Origin of the sequence: Bradyrhizobium sp. R2.2-H (assembly GCF_004346455.1) — a bacterium.
Taxonomy (GTDB): Bacteria; Pseudomonadota; Alphaproteobacteria; order Rhizobiales; family Xanthobacteraceae; genus Bradyrhizobium; species Bradyrhizobium diversitatis.
Genome location: NZ_SMBR01000009.1, coordinates 41,358 through 59,269, shown reverse-complemented (window position 1 = coordinate 59,269; position 17,912 = coordinate 41,358). Strand labels below are relative to the sequence as shown.

The window sequence follows — 17,912 nt, the reverse complement described above, 5'->3', positions numbered from 1 at the left end:
CGGGTGGACTCGTAGAACTCAAGAACCTGGAACTCAGGACTCGGCGAGCATCTTGCGCAGCTGCTTGGTGGCCGGCGTGACGATCGCGACGAAATAGGCCTCGCGCATGCGCCGCTGCGCGCGGTGGCTCTTGAGGTAGCCGCGCGCGCCACAATGCAGCATCGCTGCATGGGCCGCCGCGACGCTGGCCTCGCCGGCGCGTAGCCGCAGCGCGATCACCTTGCGCCAGTAAGTTTCCTCCTCGTTGTAGGGATCGCGCGCCAGCGCCATGGTCTCGGCCTCGAGCTCGGCGGCGAGATCGCGGAAATGCACCGGCTGCTGCGGCAGATAGCGGTTGATATGGCCGAGGGGGCTGTCGACCTCGTCCATGATGTTGATGCAATCCTTGATGAGGCCGAGCGCCATGCCGGCCTGGAGCAGGATGAAGCCGGCGCGGATCTTCTTGACGAAGGGCCCGGCCGGATCGGCCAGGATCAGCTCGTCCGGCACGAACACGTCGCGGAACTGCACGCCATAAGTGCCGGTGCCGTCCATGGCGAGGAACGGCTTGCACGGCGTCAGCGTGATCGCGGGGTCCGAGCAGTCGGCCAGGAACATCACGGTCCCTTGGTCGTCCTCACGCTCGAAGATGGTGCCGAAATAATGGTCGGGACCGAGATTGGAGACCCAGGGCAGCGCGCCGCGCACGACATAGCCGCCCTCGACCTTGCGCCCCTTCAGCTTCAATTTCTCGATGCCGAAGAAGCTCTTCATGGGGTTGGAGAGCCCGGTGCCGCCGAGCACGCGCCCGGTCGAGAAGGCATCGCCGAAGCGTTTGGCGAGCTTGATGTTCGTCGAGTTCGCCGCGTACCAGACCAGCGTGTCCTGGCACCAGGCCATGAAGGCCGTGGCGCCGCAGACTTCCCCGATCGCGGCCATCGCCTGGATGGCGCAACGCAGATCGGCGGGGCCTTCGTGCGGCACGTGACTGCCCCACGCTCCGACCGCGCCGAACTTGCGCAGCACCTCGGCCGGATAGACCGTACCGTCGTCGATGCCGGCGGCGAGCGGCGCGAGCTGCTCGCGCGCGATCCGCGCCACCTCGCCCGCAATGGACGGTGCGGGCTGATCCAGAACTGCGGCCCGCGATAAAGCCAGTGAACCCATGATCGTCTCCCGCACCTTGTCCTGATTGCCGTCTGCTAGATGCCGACCTCGAGATTGACCGGCCGGGTGAAGGTGTTGGCGACCGGCGACCATTTCTTCACATGGGCAACCAGCGCATTGATCTCGTCCTGCGAGACGCCCTCGCATTCCATGTCGATCTTGACGCGGACATCGGTGAATCCGACCGGCTTGTCGGAGGTGTCGCCTGTGCCCCAGACCGCCGTGATGTTGAGATCGCCTTCGAGCTCCAGCTCGAGCTTGTTGACGATCCAGCCGCGATGCACGGCATTGGCGTGCAGGCCGACCGCGAGGCAGGAGCCGAGCGCGGCGAGCGAGGCTTCGGACGGATTGGGCGCGGTGTCGTCGCCCAGCAGCCCCGGCGGCTCGTCGACGATGTAGGGCGGCAGGTTGCGGATGTAGTTGGCGTGGCGGAACTTGCCTTCCGCGACCGTCTTGCACTTCAAGGTCTTGATGACCTTCGGATTCGCCTTGCCGTTGGCGATCAGCTGCTCGAGCCCATTCTTGTCGATGGGCGCGAGGCACCCCGTCAGCACTGTCTTTTGAACGACGGCAGTCATCAGTCTTCTCCCTGGCAGAAGTGGAAATCGGTAGGATACCGAACGGTCTGTTTCCTTGCATGGAGCGTGCCAGAAGCGGCGAAAAGCGAAATGCGAAGCATTGGAGCCGCTTAAGCGTCGCTGCCTGCCGATTGGTCAGCCCCCTCCTGCTCAAAGGCGGAGCAGATGACCGAGCGGATGCGAATCTTTTCAGCGCTGGACAGATGCGGCTTGCTGATGCGATGCAGCTGCGATTAAGTTGCAGCCCATGGCAAAGACGTCATCGAAGAAGAATTCGAACTCGCCCCACGCCGGCGCAGGCGACGACGAATCCGCGCGCGGGCGCCTGCTCAGTGCCGCGACGCATCTGTTCTGCAAGAACGGCATCAACGCCACCGGCATCGATGCGATCATCGAGGAAGCCGGCACCGCGAAGACCACGCTCTACAAATTGTTCGGCTCCAAGACCAATCTCGTCAACGCCGTGCTGGAAAGCGAAGGCAAGCAGTGGCGCGAATGGTTCATCGGCGCCATGGAGCAAGGCGGCGGCGATGCGCAGGCGAAGCTCACGCGCATCTTTCCCGCGCTGAAGAGCTGGTTCGCCGAGGAGCGCTTCTACGGCTGCCCCTTCATCAACGCCGTCGGCGAGCACGACAAGGACGCCAAGCAGTTCCGCAACATCGCGCTGAAGCACAAGAAGATCGTGCTCGGCCATATCGAGAAGCTCGCCGGCGAGCTCGGCTCGACCGAGCCTGCGGTACTCGCGCATCAGCTCGGCCTCCTCATCGATGGTGCGATCGTCGCAGCCATGATCTCGCGTGACCCGGGCGTGGCCGATACGGCGGCCCTCACGGCAGGCCCCCTGCTCGGCCAATCCAAGCCGAAGAAGAAGCGGGCGACGGAGCAACTCGAGGCGGTGTGAGTCCGTAAGGGCGGCGGGGAAAACGCATCCGATCCCGTCCCTTCAGCGGTCACGCAGGTCTTCGAATGAGGGTGCGCACTTCCAGTGGGTCAGCGAGGCTTACCGGCTCTCCGAACCTCGCACGCGTCGTAGCCGACGAAGGCAGCCTTCTTCCATTGGGGGTGCCCGCAACCAGTAAGGTGCTCCGAGAGCATATTGCGCGTGTTCCGGCGCTCTGCCACTTAGAAGACGACTTGCCGTGCCGGCTCCTTTGGGCGACACTGGCCATATTTCAGAGAACGTATTTTTCGAGAGGGCGTCATGCCCGAGATACTGGAAGTCATGCTGTGGTGTGCCGCGCTTGCGACGTGGCTGATGCTTCTCGTCGCGTTCCTGGGCGATGCCTTGAAGCCGCTCACAAGGAGCATCCGTCGAGCGATCGAGGACGCATTCAAGCCCCATGTGAAGTGATGCCGCCTATGTCGCCCGGTCCAGGCTGAAGCGGCCTGGCCCGGTGACGAAGATCAACATCGCGCCTCCCATGATCGAGATGTTCTTCAGGAAATGGTTGTATTGACCAATTTGCTGCGCGCCGGCGGGATATTCCCAGTAGCGGTGCGCGATCACTGTCGCCATCAGCACGAACACGAACATCAGAACTGCGCAGTAGCGCGTGCCGAGACCGAATATCAGACCAAGGGATATGATGATCTCGACCGCTATGTTGATGATGGTGAACAGCTCAGGTGCTGGAAGGTTCAACGATCTGAAATAGCCCACCGAGCCGCCGAAATTGGATAGCGCTCCGTACGCGCTTCCGACGAACACCCACGCAAGCAGAATGCGGCCGATCAAGATCAGCACGTCCGCCTTCCTTGAGGCGAACTCGTCGAGCGCCCGCGACTCAAAATGGGATTTCACTAAAAGAATCCCCCTTGCTGTCCACGACCGCCTGAACACGTCCACGGCGAGAGCCAGCCTAGCATGATTGGCGGATCGCACGAAACGCTCAGACCGCGCGCAGGCCGAGCCGCCGCTCACGAGTGTCAGCGGAGTTGACGCACATTCGGGGACGTAGTGGAGTACGACGCGCCCTGAGCCTGCTGCTACGGAGCGCTCGATCCTTCGGCCATCATCCCCGCAAGCCGCGCCAGCTCCGCCTCCAGATCGCGCTCGACGTCCGCCGCCCGCATTTCCATCACCCGATAGTCCCGCGCCTCCAGCCAGGTCCGCCGGCCCGCGCGGTCGACCGCGATCGCCTCGCCCTCGCCCGGGTTGACCAGCTCGATCGCGATCCGGTGCGGGAACGAGACGAAGTCCGGGATGTGGCGCCCGACCGGGGTCTGGCGCTTGAACTGGCCGGCGAAGCGGCGATCGCGCGTCAGCGCCTGCCACAGCAGGCGCTCGGCGTCGGTCGGGTTGCGGCGGAGCAGGCGGGCGAGGCCGCGCACGGTCGAGCCGCTGTCGGGGACGCCGCCGCCCTGCCCGTGCTCGGCCAGCAGCGCGCGCAGGCGCGTGGCCTGCTCGCCGTCGAGCACGCCGCCCTTGGCCGGGCCCTTGCGTCCCTCGGCGATCGCCATCACCACGCCGTGCAGGGTGTGCATGTCCTGCTTGGTCGGCTCCATCCGGGTGAAGATGTTGCGCAGGTTCACCAGCATGGTGTCGCGCTTCTCGGCCGGGCGCAGGAATTCGACCTTGTCGAGCTCGCGCACGAGGTTGTCGAAGAAGGCCTGCATCTGGTGCTGCGAGGCGCGCTCGGAGCGCTCCGGCAGGGCGTGGGGCAGCGCGCCCGAGGTCGCGCGCTTGAACCATTCGTAGCCGACCAACAGCACGGCCTGGGCGAGGTTGAGCGAGGCAAAGCCCGGATTGACCGGGAAGGTGATGATCCGGTTGGAAAGCCCGACCTCCTCGTTGGTCAGGCCCCAGCGCTCGCGGCCGAACAGGATGCCGCACCTGCCGCCGGTCGCGACGTGCCCGGCGATCTCGCTGGCTGCGGCTTCCGGCCCGACCACGGGCTTGGCCTGGTCGTGGGGGCGCGCCGTGGTGGCGAACAGGAGGTCGAGGTCGGCGACCGCCTGCTCCACCGTGTCGAACAATTCGACCTTTTCCAGGATGTGGTCGGCGCCGGCCGCGGCGCGCTGGGCCGCGATATTGGGCCAGCCGTCCCTGGGGTTGACGATGCGAAGCCGGCCGAGAGCAAAGTTGCCCATGGCGCGCGCGGCCATGCCGATGTTCTCGCCGAGCTGCGGCTCGACCAGGATGACGATGGGACCGTCGAGGGATAGACCCGCCTTGCTCTTGTCAGTCCCCGACATCTCGCTTCGCTTTCACACTGTCTCTCAAGGCCTTGGCCAGGCGCTCTCAGGAATTGATTCAAGCCGCGCCTTCCGGCCGGCCCTGCCCGCCTGTCGTTTGCCTGTCCTGACGAAATTCTCAAGGGAAATAACGACTTGGATTCGACTTTTGAATCTCGCTGGGAACGCGAGCCCGGGCCCGACTGCGGCCCGGCCGGCCGCTCCCCATCTGCGGAAGCTTGATGAGCTAAAAGTGCATAATCCCTTGGCTTTCGCCCGCCGCGCGGCGATGCTAAGAGGCGGCGGATATTCCCGTGGCGCGCCAAAAGCGCCGTTCCCAAGAGGCTTCCCCGATCATGGCAAAAATCAAGGTATCCAATCCCGTCGTCGAACTCGATGGCGACGAGATGACCCGGATCATCTGGCAGTACATCAAGGACAAGCTGATCAACCCGTTCCTGGATGTCGAACTGCTCTATTTCGACCTGGGGATGGAATACCGCGACCACACCAACGATCAGGTCACCATCGACGCCGCCGAGGCGATCAAGAAGGTCGGCGTCGGCGTCAAGTGCGCCACCATCACCCCGGACGAAGCCCGGGTGAAGGAGTTCAACCTCAAGCAGATGTGGAAGTCGCCGAACGGCACCATCCGCAACATCCTCGGCGGCGTGATCTTCCGCGAGCCGATCATCTGCAAGAACGTGCCGCGCCTGGTTCCCGGCTGGACCAAGCCGATCATCATCGGCCGCCACGCCTATGGCGACCAGTACCGCGCCACCGATTTCAAGTTCCCCGGGAAGGGCACCCTGTCGATGAAGTTCGTCGGCGAGGACGGCACCGTGATCGAGAAGGAAGTGTTCAAGGCCCCCGATGCCGGCGTCGCGATGGGAATGTACAATCTCGACGACTCCATCATCGACTTCGCCCGCGCATCGTTCAATTACGGCCTGCTCCGCAACTACCCGGTGTACCTGTCGACCAAGAACACGATCCTCAAGGTCTATGACGGCCGCTTCAAGGACATCTTCCAGGAGATCTTCGACAAGGAGTTCAAGAAGGACTTCGACGCCAAGGGCCTGACCTACGAGCACCGCCTGATCGACGACATGGTCGCCTCGGCGCTGAAATGGTCCGGCGGCTATGTCTGGGCCTGCAAGAACTACGACGGCGACGTGCAGTCCGACACGGTCGCACAGGGCTACGGCTCGCTCGGCCTGATGACCTCGGTGCTGCTGACGCCCGACGGCAAGACCGTGGAAGCCGAAGCCGCCCACGGCACGGTGACCCGGCACTACCGCGAGCACCAGAAGGGCAAGGAGACCTCGACCAACTCCATCGCCTCGATCTTCGCCTGGACCCGTGGCCTCGCCCACCGCGCCAAGCTCGACAACAATGCCGAGCTGGCGAAGTTCGCCAACACGCTGGAGAAGGTCTGCGTCGACACCGTCGAGGCCGGCTACATGACCAAGGACCTCGCACTCCTGGTCGGCGCCGACCAGCGCTGGCTCTCGACCACCGGCTTCCTCGACAAGGTCGCGGAGAACCTGACGAAAGAGCTGGCGTAAGCCGCCGGCAATTCCGCCCGTCCGGGCCGGACATCATCACGGGCTGCGCCTCAAAGCGCGGCCCGTTTGCTTTTCAGGCCTCAGCGGTCCGTGCCTTCCTTCTCCGCCTGCGCGAGCTCGGCGAGCGCGAGATCGCCGGTGTCGGCGAGCCTTGCCTTGGCGGTGGTATGGACGTGGTCGGCGAGCGTCGGCATGCGCTCGATCAGCGCGTGAAAATCCTGGGCGTCGAGCACCAGCAGCCGGGTCTTGCGGGTCGCCGTCACCGTGCCGCTGCGCTTCGTTTTGTGCAGCAGCGCGATCTCGCCGAAGAAGGTACCGTCGGCGAGCCGCACATGCTGGCTCGGCAGCGCGATCTCGACCTCGCCGGCGGTGATGAAATACATCGACGAGGCGACATCGCCCCGCCGCACCAGGATCTCGCCCTGCTCGATGGTGCGCGCGCGCAAGAGCCGCATGATGTCGGCGATCTCCGCCGCCGACAGATGCGAGAACAGCGGCACCCGCGCCAGCATGCCCCAGGTGACGACGAAATCGCGCCGCTTCACCTCTTCCGCGAACGCGGTCGAGATGATCGCGACCGGCAGCGCGATCATGGCGAAGCCGGCGATGATGGCGAAGGTGGAGACGAATTTGCCGAGCGGCGTCACCGGCACGACGTCGCCATAGCCGACGGTGCCGAGCGTGACGATCGCCCACCACATCGCCTGCGGGATGGTGCCGAGCTTGTCGGGCTGCACGTCGCGCTCGATGGCGTAGAGCAGCGATGCGAAGGTCAGCACCGCGCCGATCAGGATGACGATACAGCCGACCAGCGCCCGCCGCTCGGCATGCACGGCCGCGAGCAGCGAGCGCATCGCCGGCGAATAGCGGATCAGCTTGAAGAACGGCAGCACGCCGAGCGCGGCCAGCGTCGCATGCCCGCCGGTGGCGAGCACGATTGCCGCCGGCAGGAACGCCATGAGATCGATGATGCCGAGCGCGGAGAAGGCGTAGCCGAGCCGGTCGGCCAGCGCGGAGCCCTTGCGCTGGGTGTGCCCCGCCACGGTCCACAGCCGCGCCGCATATTCCAGCGCGAACACGATCACGGACAGGACGGTGATGCCTGCGAACAGCGTGCCGAACTGCGCATCGAGCTCCGGCAGCGAGGCGAGGATCATCGCGGCCACATTGAGCACGATGACCCCGATGATCAGCTGGATGAAGCGCGACCCGACCGAATAGGCCAGCGGATCGTGCTCCAGCAAATCGTAGAGGCGATCCCGAAATTCGGGATCGCGAAGCCCACGTCCGCGCGGAACGGGGGCCATGGCGACTTAAGCGCCCGCCATCGCTTTTTCGATCGCGGTGAGCGCGGCCGCCGCCTTGGCGCCATCGGGACCGCCGGCCTGGGCCATGTCGGGCCGGCCGCCGCCGCCCTTGCCGCCGAGCGCCTCGGAGGCGATGCGCACGAGGTTCACGGCGTTGAAGCGCGCGGTGAGGTCCTGCGTGACGCCGACGACCACACCGGCCTTGCCGTCCTCGGTGACGCCGACGATGGCGACGACGCCCGAGCCGATCTGCTTCTTGCCGTCGTCGGCAAGGCTCTTGAGATCCTTCATCTCGATGCCTTCCACGGCACGTGCCATCAGCTTGACGTCGCCGACCTCGCGCACGCTTGAGGCTGCGCCGTTGCCGGCGGAGGCGCCGCCGCCCATCGCGAGCTTCTTGCGGGCGTCGGAGAGCTCGCGCTCGAGTTTCTTGCGCTCCTCCATCAGCGCGGCAATGCGGGCCGGCACGTCGTCGAGGGAGGTGCGCAGCTCGTTCGCCGCGGTCTTCGCCAGCGCCATGGTGTCGTTGGCGTGCCTGCGCGCGTAATTGCCGGTCAGCGCCTCGATGCGGCGCACGCCGGATGCGACCGCGCTCTCGCCCGTCAGCGTGATCAGGCCGATATCGCCGGTGCGCTTGACGTGGGTGCCGCCGCAGAGCTCGACCGACCAGCCGAGCGCGTTGGCGCCGCGCTCGCGCGCGGTCCTGCCCATCGAGACGACGCGGACCTCGTCACCGTATTTCTCGCCGAACAGCGCGCGTGCACCGGCCTCGCGGGCCTCGTCCACGCCCATGATGCGGGTCGTGACCTCGTCGTTCTCCAGCACAACGTCGTTGGCGATGTCCTCGACGCGGGCGAGCTCCTCCGCCGTGATTGGCTTCGGATGCACGAAGTCGAAACGCAGGCGGTCGGGCGCGACCATCGAGCCGCGCTGGGCGATGTGGTCGCCGAGCACCTGGCGCAGCGCCTCGTGAATGAGATGCGTCGCCGAGTGATTTGCGCGAATCGACGAGCGGCGGACATGGTCCACTTCTAAGCGGACAACGTCTCCACGCCTTATCGGGAACCGCTTCATCTGGACATTGTGCACGATAAGATCATTTGCCTCTTTATGGCAGAGCATAACATCCGCAAGGATCTCACCGTCGGAAATGCGCCTAATCCAGCCCTTGTCGCTGACCTGGCCTCCCGCCTCCGCATAAAATGGTGTCTGATTGAACACCAACTCGCCAGCCCAACCGGCCGGCAATTCGTCTAACTCAGGGCCCCCCTTAATAACGGTTTGGACAACCGCTTCACTCACTTCAAGGTCGTACCCGAGAAACTCCGTTGCGCCGTACTTCTCGCGCATCGGGAACCAATAATCTGCAGTCTTCGTATCACCGCTTCCTGCCCAAGACGCGCGCGCCTTCTCGCGCTGGCGCTCCATCGCATCCGTGAACGCCGCCTGGTCGACGCCGATGCCGCGCGATTTCAGCGCGTCCTGCGTCAGGTCCAGCGGGAAGCCGTAGGTGTCGTAGAGCGTGAAGGCGACGTCGCCGTCGAACATGTCACCCTTCTTTAAGGAAGCGCTCTTCTCGTCGAGGATGGCGAGGCCGCGCGACAGCGTCTTGCGGAAGCGGGTTTCTTCCAGCCGCAGCGTCTCCTCGATCAGATTCTCCGCGCGCATCAGGTCGGGATAGGCCTGGCCCATCTCGCGCACCAGCGCCCAGACCAGCCGATGCATCAGCGGTTCTTTCGCACCCAGCAGCTGCGCATGCCGCATGGCACGGCGCATGATCCGGCGCAGCACGTAGCCGCGGCCCTCGTTGGAAGGCAGCACGCCGTCGGCGACGAGGAAGGCCGAGGAGCGCAGATGGTCGGCAATGACGCGGAACGAGGCCACGGTCTGCTCGTTCGGCCCGGTGCCGAGCGCGGACGCCGTCGCATCGATCAGGTTCTTGAACAGGTCGGTCTCGAACACGCTCTCGACGCCCTGGAGGATGCAGGCCATCCGCTCCAGGCCCATGCCGGTGTCGATCGAGGGACGCGGCAGCGGCTGGCGCTCCTCCTTCGTCACCTGCTCGAACTGCATGAACACGAGATTCCAGAATTCGAGGAAGCGGTCGCCGTCCTCCTCCGGCGAGCCCGGAGGCCCGCCCCAGATGTGCTCGCCGCGGTCGATGAAGATCTCCGAGCAGGGGCCGCACGGGCCGGTGTCGCCCATCGCCCAGAAATTGTCCGAGGTCGGGATGCGGATGATGCGGTCTTCGGAGAAGCCGGCGATCTTCTTCCACAGGCCCGCCGCCTCGTCGTCGGTGTGGTAGACCGTGACGAGCAGCTTGTCCTTTTTCAGCCCGAACTCGCCGGTGATCAGCTTCCAGGCAAGCTCGATCGCGCGCTCCTTGAAGTAGTCGCCGAACGAGAAATTGCCGAGCATCTCGAAGAAAGTGAGATGGCGCGCGGTGTAGCCGACATTGTCGAGGTCGTTGTGCTTGCCGCCGGCGCGCACGCATTTCTGCGAGGTGGTGGCGCGCTGATAGGGCCGCTTCTCCACGCCGGTGAAGACGTTCTTGAACTGCACCATGCCGGCATTGGTGAACATCAACGTGGGGTCGTTGCGCGGCACCAATGGCGAGGACGGCACGATCTCGTGGCCGTTCTCGGCAAAGAAGTTCAGAAAGGTCGACCTGATCTCGTTGACGCCGCTCATGTTCATCCAATCGGGTGTGCTTGGACCCGCTTCCTGCCATCCAAACCAGAGGTTAGGGCTGATATCTGCGGGCCAGAGCGCTTTTAGACAAGGCCTGCTTCAGTGTCCAGAAACTGTGCAAGGAGATCAGAGGGTTGCCGCAGGCGCGCAATCCCGGTTGAAAAGGCGAAACCGCCGCGTTGACAGGCTTGGCCGCCCTGTGGTCTGTAACCATCTATATCGTACGGCCACGTCGGGAGAGACCGGCTTTACTGCCGGCGCCGAAGGAGCAACCGCCCCGGAAACTCTCAGGCAAAAGGACCGCGTGGCTTTGATTGCATCTGGAAAGAGGCGCCGACGGGCCTAACAACCCGGGTGGCACCCGCCGACGGGATAATACTCTCAGGCACAGCGACAGATGGGGCTTCGACAGGTTGGCCCGGGGAATCGTCCCCGGGGAACCGCCGAGGACCCCTGTGATGCCAGTACCCGACGACCAGAAATCGCTCCGACAGACGCCCCTCCACGCCCTGCATGTGTCCCTCGGCGGCAAGATGGTGCCGTTCGCGGGCTACGACATGCCCGTGCAGTATCCTGCCGGCGTGCTGAAGGAGCACCTCCATACGCGCGCCGCGGCCGGCCTGTTCGATGTCTCCCATATGGGGCAGCTCGCGCTCCGGCCGAAGTCCGGCAAGGTCGAGGACGCCGCCCGCGCGCTGGAACGGCTGGTGCCGCAGGACATCGTGGCAATCGCGCCGGGACGGCAGCGCTACGCCCAGTTCACCAATGCGGACGGCGGGATTCTCGACGATCTCATGGTCGCCAATTTCGGCGATCACCTGTTCCTGGTCGTCAACGCCGCCTGCAAGGACGCGGACGAGGCGCATCTGCGCGCGCACCTCGCGGACGACTGCGTCATCGATTCTCTTGCCGACCGCGCGCTGATCGCGCTGCAGGGCCCGAAGGCGGAAGCGGCGCTGGCGAAATTGTGTGCAGAGGCGCCGTCCATGACATTCATGGATGCCGGCCCGCACGAGGTCGCCGGCATCAAATGCTTCGTCTCGCGCTCCGGCTATACCGGCGAGGACGGGTTCGAGATCTCCGTTCCGGCTGCGGACGCCGAGCGCCTGACCAGGACGCTGCTCGAAAACCCGGACGTGCTGCCGATCGGCCTCGGCGCCCGCGACAGCCTGCGGCTGGAAGCCGGGCTTTGCCTCTACGGCCACGACATCGACACTGCGACGACGCCGGTCGAGGCCGCGCTGGAATGGTCGGTGCAGAAGAGCCGCCGCAACGGCGGGATTCGCGCCGGCGGCTTTCCCGGCGCCGAGAAGATCCTCGCGCATTTCGATAACGGCGCATCCCGCCGCCGCGTCGGCCTACGCGCCGAAGGCCGCGCGCCGGTGCGCGAGGGCGCGCCGCTGTTTGCGGACGCGGCCGGCGGCGAGCCGATCGGCAAGGTCACCTCGGGCGGTTTCGGCCCGAGCCTGAATGCGCCGGTCGCGATGGGCTATGTGCCCACGAATCTGAGCGAGCTCGGCACCAAACTCTTCGCCGAGGTGCGCGGCCAGCGACTGCCGCTCGCAGTCGCCGCCATGCCCTTCGTGAAAAACACCTACAAACGCTGAGGATAAGACAATGACCACGACGCTGTACACCTCCGACCATGAATGGCTCGCGATCGACGGCGACGTCGCCACCGTCGGCATCACCGATTACGCCCAGCAGCAGCTCGGCGACGTCGTGTTCGTCGAACTGCCCAAGGTCGGCCGCAGCTTGAAGAAGGCTGAAGCCGCCGCGGTCGTGGAATCGGTGAAAGCCGCCTCCGACGTCTACGCGCCTGTTACGGGCGAAGTGCTCGAGGCCAACGAGGCGCTCGCCGCCGAACCGGCGCTGGTGAACTCGGATGCGCAGGGCGCGGCCTGGTTCTTCAAGATCAAGATGGCAGACAAGAGCGAACTCGGCAGCCTCATGGATGAAGCCGCCTACAAGGCCCATACGGCGTGAGATGACGAGGACAGCCGCCTCATACTCAGTGTCATCACCCGCGAAGGCGGGTGATCCAGTACGCCGCGGCCTCTCGGTTCAATCCGCGCTGCTGGTGAGTACTGGATGCCCCGCCTTCGCGGGGCATGACACCGACAGCCAAATCTAAAGCGAGGACCCATGATGACCGCGCACCGCAAGACCAACGGCGACACCGCCGCAAGTTTCGTCCGCCGCCACATCGGCCCCTCGGCGCGCGACGTCACCGCAATGTTAGAGGCCGTCGACGCGAAAAGCGTCGACGCGCTGATGGCGGAGACGCTGCCGGCTTCGATCCGGCAGGCCGCTCCGCTCGATCTCGGCAAGCCGCTCAGCGAAACCGAGGCGATCGCGCATATGGGCGAGCTCGCAGCCCAGAACCAGGTCTTCACCTCGCTGATCGGTCAAGGCTATTCCGGCACGATCCTACCCGCGGTGATCCAGCGCAACATCCTCGAGAACCCGGCCTGGTACACGGCCTATACGCCCTACCAGCCCGAGATCAGCCAGGGCCGGCTGGAGGCGCTTTTCAACTTCCAGACCATGATCTGCGACCTCACCGGGCTCGACGTCGCCAACGCCTCGCTGCTCGACGAAGCCACCGCCGCCGCCGAAGCCATGGCGCTTGCGGAGCGGCACTCGCAGGTCAAGGCGAAAGCGTTCTTCATCGACAGGGACGTCCATCCGCAGACGCTGGCGGTGATGCGCACCCGCGCCGAGCCGCTGGGCTGGACCCTGATTGTCGGCGATCCCCTCACCGATCTCGCCGAGAGGGACGTGCTCGGTGCGTTGCTGCAATATCCGGGCTCATCCGGCGCGTTGCGCGATCTCAGGCCCGCGATCGCAGCGTTGAAGGCCAAGGGCGCGCTTGCGATCATTGCCGCTGACCTGCTGGCGCTGACGCTGCTGGCCTCGCCCGGCGAGCTCGGGGCCGACATCGCGATCGGCTCAGCGCAGCGCTTCGGCGTGCCGATGGGCTATGGCGGACCGCACGCGGCCTATATGGCGGTGCGCGATGCGCTGAAGCGTTCGCTGCCCGGCCGCATCGTCGGCCTCTCCGTCGATTCCCGCGGAATGCCTGCCTACCGCCTCGCGCTGCAGACCCGCGAGCAGCACATCCGCCGAGAGAAGGCGACTTCCAACATCTGCACCGCACAGGTGCTGCTCGCCGTGATCGCCTCGATGTACGCGGTCTATCACGGCCCCGAGGGGCTCTCGCAGATCGCGCGCAGCGTCCACCGCCGCACCGCCGTGCTCGCGAGCGGCCTGCGCAAGCTCGGCTTTGCGCCGCAGTCCGACAACTTCTTCGACACGCTCAGCGTCGATGCCGGCGCCGGGCGCGCCGAGATCGTCGCGCGCGCTTTGGCCGAGAAGATCAATCTCGGCATCGGTGACACCGGCTTGCGCATCGCGCTCGACGAGACCACGACGCCTGCGACGGTGGAAGCGGTCTGGCGCGCCTTCGGTGGTACCTTCGCTTATGCCGAAATCGACGCCGGGACGCGCGAGGCGCTGCCGGAGACGCTGAAGCGCACCACCCCGTTCCTCACCCATCCGGTCTTCCACGCGCATCGCTCGGAGACCGAGATGCTGCGCTACATGCGCAAGCTCAGCGATCGCGATCTCGCGCTCGACCGCGCGATGATCCCGCTGGGATCCTGCACCATGAAGCTGAACGCGACCACCGAGATGATGCCGCTGACCTGGCCGGAGTTTGCGACACTGCACCCGTTCGTGCCGCGCGAGCAGGCCGCCGGCTATCACGCGCTGTTCGCCCGGCTTTCGAGGTGGCTGTGCGACATCACCGGCTATGACGCCATCTCGCTGCAGCCGAATTCGGGCGCGCAGGGCGAATATGCCGGGCTCCTCGCGATCCGCGGCTATCATGCATCGCGCGGCGAGAGCCACCGCAAGATCTGCCTTATCCCCTCCTCCGCCCACGGCACCAATCCGGCTTCGGCCGCGATGGTCGGCATGGACGTCGTGGTTGTCGCCTGCGAGAAGAACGGCGACGTTGACGTCAATGACCTCCGCGCCAAGGCCGAGAAGCATGCGAACGATCTCGCCGCGGTCATGATCACCTATCCCTCGACCCACGGCGTGTTCGAGGAGCACATTCGCGAGATCTGCGACATCGTGCACGGCCATGGCGGCCAGGTGTATTTGGACGGCGCCAACCTCAATGCGCAGGTCGGCCTGTCCAGGCCCGGCGATTACGGCGCCGACGTCAGCCATCTCAACCTGCACAAGACGTTCTGCATTCCGCATGGCGGTGGCGGCCCCGGCATGGGCCCGATCGGCGTCAAGGCGCATCTCGCCCCGTTCCTGCCGGGTCATCCGTCCACGAATGCTGACGCTCCGGTCGGTCCGGTCTCGGCCGCGCCGTTCGGCTCGGCCTCGATCCTGACCATCTCCTACATCTACATTTTGATGATGGGCGGCGACGGCCTGAAGCGCGCCACCGAGATCGCGATCCTCAACGCCAACTACATCGCAGCACGTCTCGATGCGCACTTCCCGGTGCTCTACAAGAACGAGAAGGGCCGCGTCGCGCATGAATGCATCGTCGATCCGCGCGCGCTGAAGACGACCTCGGGCGTCACCGTCGACGACATCGCCAAGCGCCTGATCGACTACGGCTTCCACGCCCCGACCATGAGCTTCCCGGTGCCGGGCACGCTGATGATCGAGCCGACCGAGTCGGAATCCAAGGCCGAGCTGGATCGCTTCTGCGATGCCATGATCGCGATCCGGAAGGAGATCGGCGAGGTCGAGGCCGGCCGCTTTGAGATCGCAGCCTCGCCCCTGCGCCACGCCCCGCACACCGTGCACGACATCGCCGACGACGATTGGAAGCGCGCCTACACCCGCAGCGAAGGCTGCTTCCCCGACGGCGTCTCGCGCACCGACAAGTATTGGTGCCCCGTCGGCCGCGTCGACAATGTCTACGGCGACCGCAACCTGGTTTGCTCCTGCCCGCCGGTGAGCGACTACGCGGAAGCCGCGGAGTAGGATTTGTAGGGTGGGTTAGCGGGCGGTCGCGCGAAGCGCAGTCCGCGAGGCGTAACCCACCTCTTCTGTCTCCACAGATACGAACAGTGGTGGATTACGCCTTCGGCTGATCCACCCTACGAAGCCGACCTAAGGCGCAATCAACAACCGGCGCTCGCCATCCCACCGCCACAGCCGTTCATTGGTGAGAAGAGTGCCGCCCCATCAGCGTTTGATCGGGTTGTGACGGCGAAAATCTTCCCGGCCGGCCAGGACCGCTTCGCCAAACTCCGTCAGCGACAGCCGGCTGCGGCGAAAGGCGGCGTTGCGGCCTCTCGCATTGTCCGGATCGAGGGTCGCCAGCTTGCTATCCAGACCAGCAACGGCTGGCGCCGGGCCGAACGCGAGTCCTTCGAGCAGCGCGCCCAGCTCCCACTGATCGAACATGCACGTTCCCAAAGCGCCCGGCCGAAACAGCTCATCGGTGCGATTGTGTCCGCTTGCAATCCGCTCGAGAAGCCGCGTCTCAGTCGCCCCCAGTCCCGTCGCCGGCGACGGCAGTTCTGCGAGCAGGTCTTCCATGGCCGGCTTAAGGAAAGACAGCTTGCCGAGCGGCCTGCCGAGCAGCCCGGCGCAAAGCTCGGGCGTCGGGGCCCGGTAAGCTTCCCAGACCATGCTGGCGATCCCAAGATCGCTTTCCACGATATCGACCTGCCGAACGTCACGATGACGAAGTTCCGAGGGATCTGCTTCGCGCAGATTGAAATCGACGCGTCGCAGTCTCAAACTTCCTGTGAGTGACGGCTCGGAGCGCAAATAATCGAGGATCCAGATCAACTGCAATTGACTGTTGGGTTCAGGATCGAACCACAGTTCGATGAAATCGACCCCGTAAGTTTGGCAGACCCAGAGCAACCCACCCGCCCGATCCTGGCGCCTGAGAAGGGGCGATTGATCGACCCTGACGCAATCCGACCAGTGCATTTCATGAGACGGCCACCTGGCGCCGAGATAATCGATGAGGTGGTGAGGCGTGGGAAGCGGCCCCGAAACGAAACGATAGATGAACGGGACGACCATGTCGGCGCGATCGGCGAGAGCAAGACCGACGCCCGCCGAACTGGTCAGGATCACACGCTTCATTGCCGCCGCACCCACCCTCAAAACGAAACGGGCACCGAAGACGTCGGCAACTCAACGTCCTCAGTGCCCGCTCCTCGCGAAAAACTTCCGCGTTAAGGCTTACTCGTCCGCCGGCTCCTCGCCGTCGGCGTCGCGCTCGGGCGTGCCGGCGAGAATCTGCTCGGCGATCAGGCCGGAGTTCTGGCGGATCGAGGTCTCGATCTTGGCGGTGATATCAGGGTTGGCCTTCAGGAATGCCTTCGAATTCTCGCGGCCCTGGCCGAGGCGCTGGCTGTCATAGGAGAACCAGGCGCCGGACTTCTCGACGATTCCGGCCTTGACGCCGAGATCGAGGATCTCGCCCATCTTGGAGACGCCCTCGCCGTACATGATGTCGAACTCGACCTGCTTGAAGGGCGGGGCCAGCTTGTTCTTGACCACCTTGACGCGCGTTGTGTTGCCGACCACCTCGTCGCGCTCCTTGATCGCACCGATGCGGCGGATGTCGAGGCGGACGGAGGCGTAGAATTTCAGCGCATTGCCGCCGGTCGTGGTTTCGGGCGAGCCGTACATCACACCGATCTTCATGCGGATCTGGTTGATGAAGATCACCATGGTGTTGGACTTGTTGATGGAGGCCGTCAGCTTGCGCAGCGCCTGGCTCATCAGGCGGGCCTGCAGACCCGGCAGCGCATCGCCCATCTCGCCCTCGAGCTCGGCCTTCGGCACCAGCGCCGCGACCGAATCGATCACCATCACGTCGACCGCTCCCGAACGCACCAGCGTGTCGCAGATTTCCAGCGCCTGCTCGCCGGTATCCGGCTGCGAGATCAGGAGCTCGTCGATGTTGACCCCGAGCTTGCGGGCATAGACCGGGTCGAGCGCGTGCTCGGCGTCGATGAAGGCGCAGATGCCGCCCTTCTTCTGCGCTTCCGCCACCGTGTGCAGCGCCAGCGTAGTCTTGCCCGAGGATTCCGGCCCGTAGATCTCGACGATGCGCCCCTTGGGCAGGCCGCCGATGCCGAGCGCGATGTCGAGCCCGAGCGAGCCGGAGGACACCGCCTCGATGTCCATGGACCGGTCGTTCTTGCCGAGCTTCATCACCGAGCCCTTGCCGAACTGACGCTCGATCTGCGAGAGCGCGGCGGCCAGAGCTTTACTCTTGTCCATGGAAGATCCTTCGACGATACGCAGGGCAGTTGCGGACATTGGGTCGTGCTCCTTATGGCGAGGATTCGCGTGAGGGACAAACAATTGGCGAGGCAGCTCGGCGATAAAAGCAATGTACCCTATTTGTTCCAGGTTCGCAATATGTTCTTTTGCGGAGATCA

At 65.0% G+C, this 17,912-nt stretch carries 14 protein-coding genes and 1 riboswitch; of the genes, 6 read left to right on the top strand and 8 right to left on the bottom strand.

Features of this window, described 5'->3' with window-relative positions:
* Window positions 1–33: 33 nt before the first annotated feature.
* Complete coding sequence (locus EDE08_RS23020; protein WP_165936121.1) at window positions 34–1,146, bottom strand: acyl-CoA dehydrogenase family protein; 1,113 nt, start codon at window positions 1,144–1,146, stop codon at window positions 34–36.
* A gap of 35 nt (window positions 1,147–1,181) precedes the next feature.
* A complete protein-coding gene (locus EDE08_RS23015) occupies window positions 1,182–1,724 on the bottom strand; it encodes an OsmC family protein (protein ID WP_131871314.1) in 543 nt (180 codons plus the stop codon).
* A 247-nt stretch (window positions 1,725–1,971) separates the two neighbouring features.
* On the opposite strand from EDE08_RS23015, the gene EDE08_RS23010 reads away from it, so the two are divergent.
* The gene (locus EDE08_RS23010; protein WP_131871315.1) at window positions 1,972–2,625 is read left to right on the top strand and encodes a TetR/AcrR family transcriptional regulator; all 654 of its coding nucleotides are present in this window, start codon (window positions 1,972–1,974) and stop codon (window positions 2,623–2,625) included.
* A gap of 300 nt (window positions 2,626–2,925) precedes the next feature.
* On the top strand, window positions 2,926–3,075 hold the full coding sequence (locus tag EDE08_RS38550) for a hypothetical protein (protein WP_165936120.1): 150 nt from the start codon (window positions 2,926–2,928) through the stop codon (window positions 3,073–3,075).
* Between the two features lie 6 nt (window positions 3,076–3,081).
* Here EDE08_RS38550 and EDE08_RS23005 read toward each other — a convergent pair whose 3' ends face one another.
* Both EDE08_RS23005 and EDE08_RS23000 read right to left on the bottom strand, forming a co-directional pair.
* Window positions 3,082–3,468: a DoxX family protein gene (locus EDE08_RS23005; RefSeq protein ID WP_245524867.1), complete on the bottom strand. Its 387-nt coding sequence runs from the start codon at window positions 3,466–3,468 to the stop codon at window positions 3,082–3,084.
* Window positions 3,469–3,710: 242 nt separating this feature from the next.
* Complete coding sequence (locus tag EDE08_RS23000) at window positions 3,711–4,919, bottom strand: TrmJ/YjtD family RNA methyltransferase (protein ID WP_131871316.1); 1,209 nt, start codon at window positions 4,917–4,919, stop codon at window positions 3,711–3,713.
* Window positions 4,920–5,254: 335 nt separating this feature from the next.
* Between EDE08_RS23000 and EDE08_RS22995 the strand changes: the two genes are divergently transcribed.
* Window positions 5,255–6,466 carry an NADP-dependent isocitrate dehydrogenase gene (locus EDE08_RS22995; RefSeq protein ID WP_131871317.1) on the top strand — a complete coding sequence of 404 codons (1,212 nt, stop codon included), beginning with the start codon at window positions 5,255–5,257 and terminating at the stop codon, window positions 6,464–6,466.
* Between the two features lie 80 nt (window positions 6,467–6,546).
* On the opposite strand, the gene EDE08_RS22990 is transcribed toward EDE08_RS22995, so the two are convergent.
* Both EDE08_RS22990 and alaS read right to left on the bottom strand, forming a co-directional pair.
* Window positions 6,547–7,773 carry a cyclic nucleotide-gated ion channel gene (locus EDE08_RS22990; protein ID WP_131871318.1) on the bottom strand — a complete coding sequence of 409 codons (1,227 nt, stop codon included), beginning with the start codon at window positions 7,771–7,773 and terminating at the stop codon, window positions 6,547–6,549.
* A gap of 6 nt (window positions 7,774–7,779) precedes the next feature.
* Window positions 7,780–10,464, bottom strand: a complete 2,685-nt coding sequence (gene alaS, locus EDE08_RS22985) for an alanine--tRNA ligase (RefSeq protein WP_165936119.1) — start codon at window positions 10,462–10,464, stop codon at window positions 7,780–7,782.
* Between the two features lie 223 nt (window positions 10,465–10,687).
* Window positions 10,688–10,776: riboswitch (glycine riboswitch) on the top strand.
* A 146-nt stretch (window positions 10,777–10,922) separates the two neighbouring features.
* Between alaS and gcvT the strand changes: the two genes are divergently transcribed.
* From gcvT to gcvP, 3 genes are all read left to right on the top strand, one after another.
* The gene (gene gcvT / locus EDE08_RS22980) at window positions 10,923–12,071 is read left to right on the top strand and encodes a glycine cleavage system aminomethyltransferase GcvT (RefSeq protein ID WP_131871320.1); all 1,149 of its coding nucleotides are present in this window, start codon (window positions 10,923–10,925) and stop codon (window positions 12,069–12,071) included.
* 10 nt (window positions 12,072–12,081) lie between these two features.
* Complete coding sequence (gene gcvH / locus EDE08_RS22975; RefSeq protein WP_061882977.1) at window positions 12,082–12,450, top strand: glycine cleavage system protein GcvH; 369 nt, start codon at window positions 12,082–12,084, stop codon at window positions 12,448–12,450.
* 162 nt (window positions 12,451–12,612) lie between these two features.
* Window positions 12,613–15,480, top strand: coding sequence for an aminomethyl-transferring glycine dehydrogenase (gene gcvP / locus EDE08_RS22970; RefSeq protein WP_165936146.1), 2,868 nt, complete (start codon window positions 12,613–12,615; stop codon window positions 15,478–15,480).
* Window positions 15,481–15,684: 204 nt separating this feature from the next.
* Here the strand turns inward: gcvP and EDE08_RS22965 are convergent, their stop codons facing one another.
* Both EDE08_RS22965 and recA read right to left on the bottom strand, forming a co-directional pair.
* Complete coding sequence (locus EDE08_RS22965; RefSeq protein ID WP_245524866.1) at window positions 15,685–16,602, bottom strand: hypothetical protein; 918 nt, start codon at window positions 16,600–16,602, stop codon at window positions 15,685–15,687.
* Window positions 16,603–16,701: 99 nt separating this feature from the next.
* Window positions 16,702–17,790: a recombinase RecA gene (recA, locus tag EDE08_RS22960; RefSeq protein ID WP_131871322.1), complete on the bottom strand. Its 1,089-nt coding sequence runs from the start codon at window positions 17,788–17,790 to the stop codon at window positions 16,702–16,704.
* Between the last annotated feature and the right edge of the window lie 122 nt (window positions 17,791–17,912).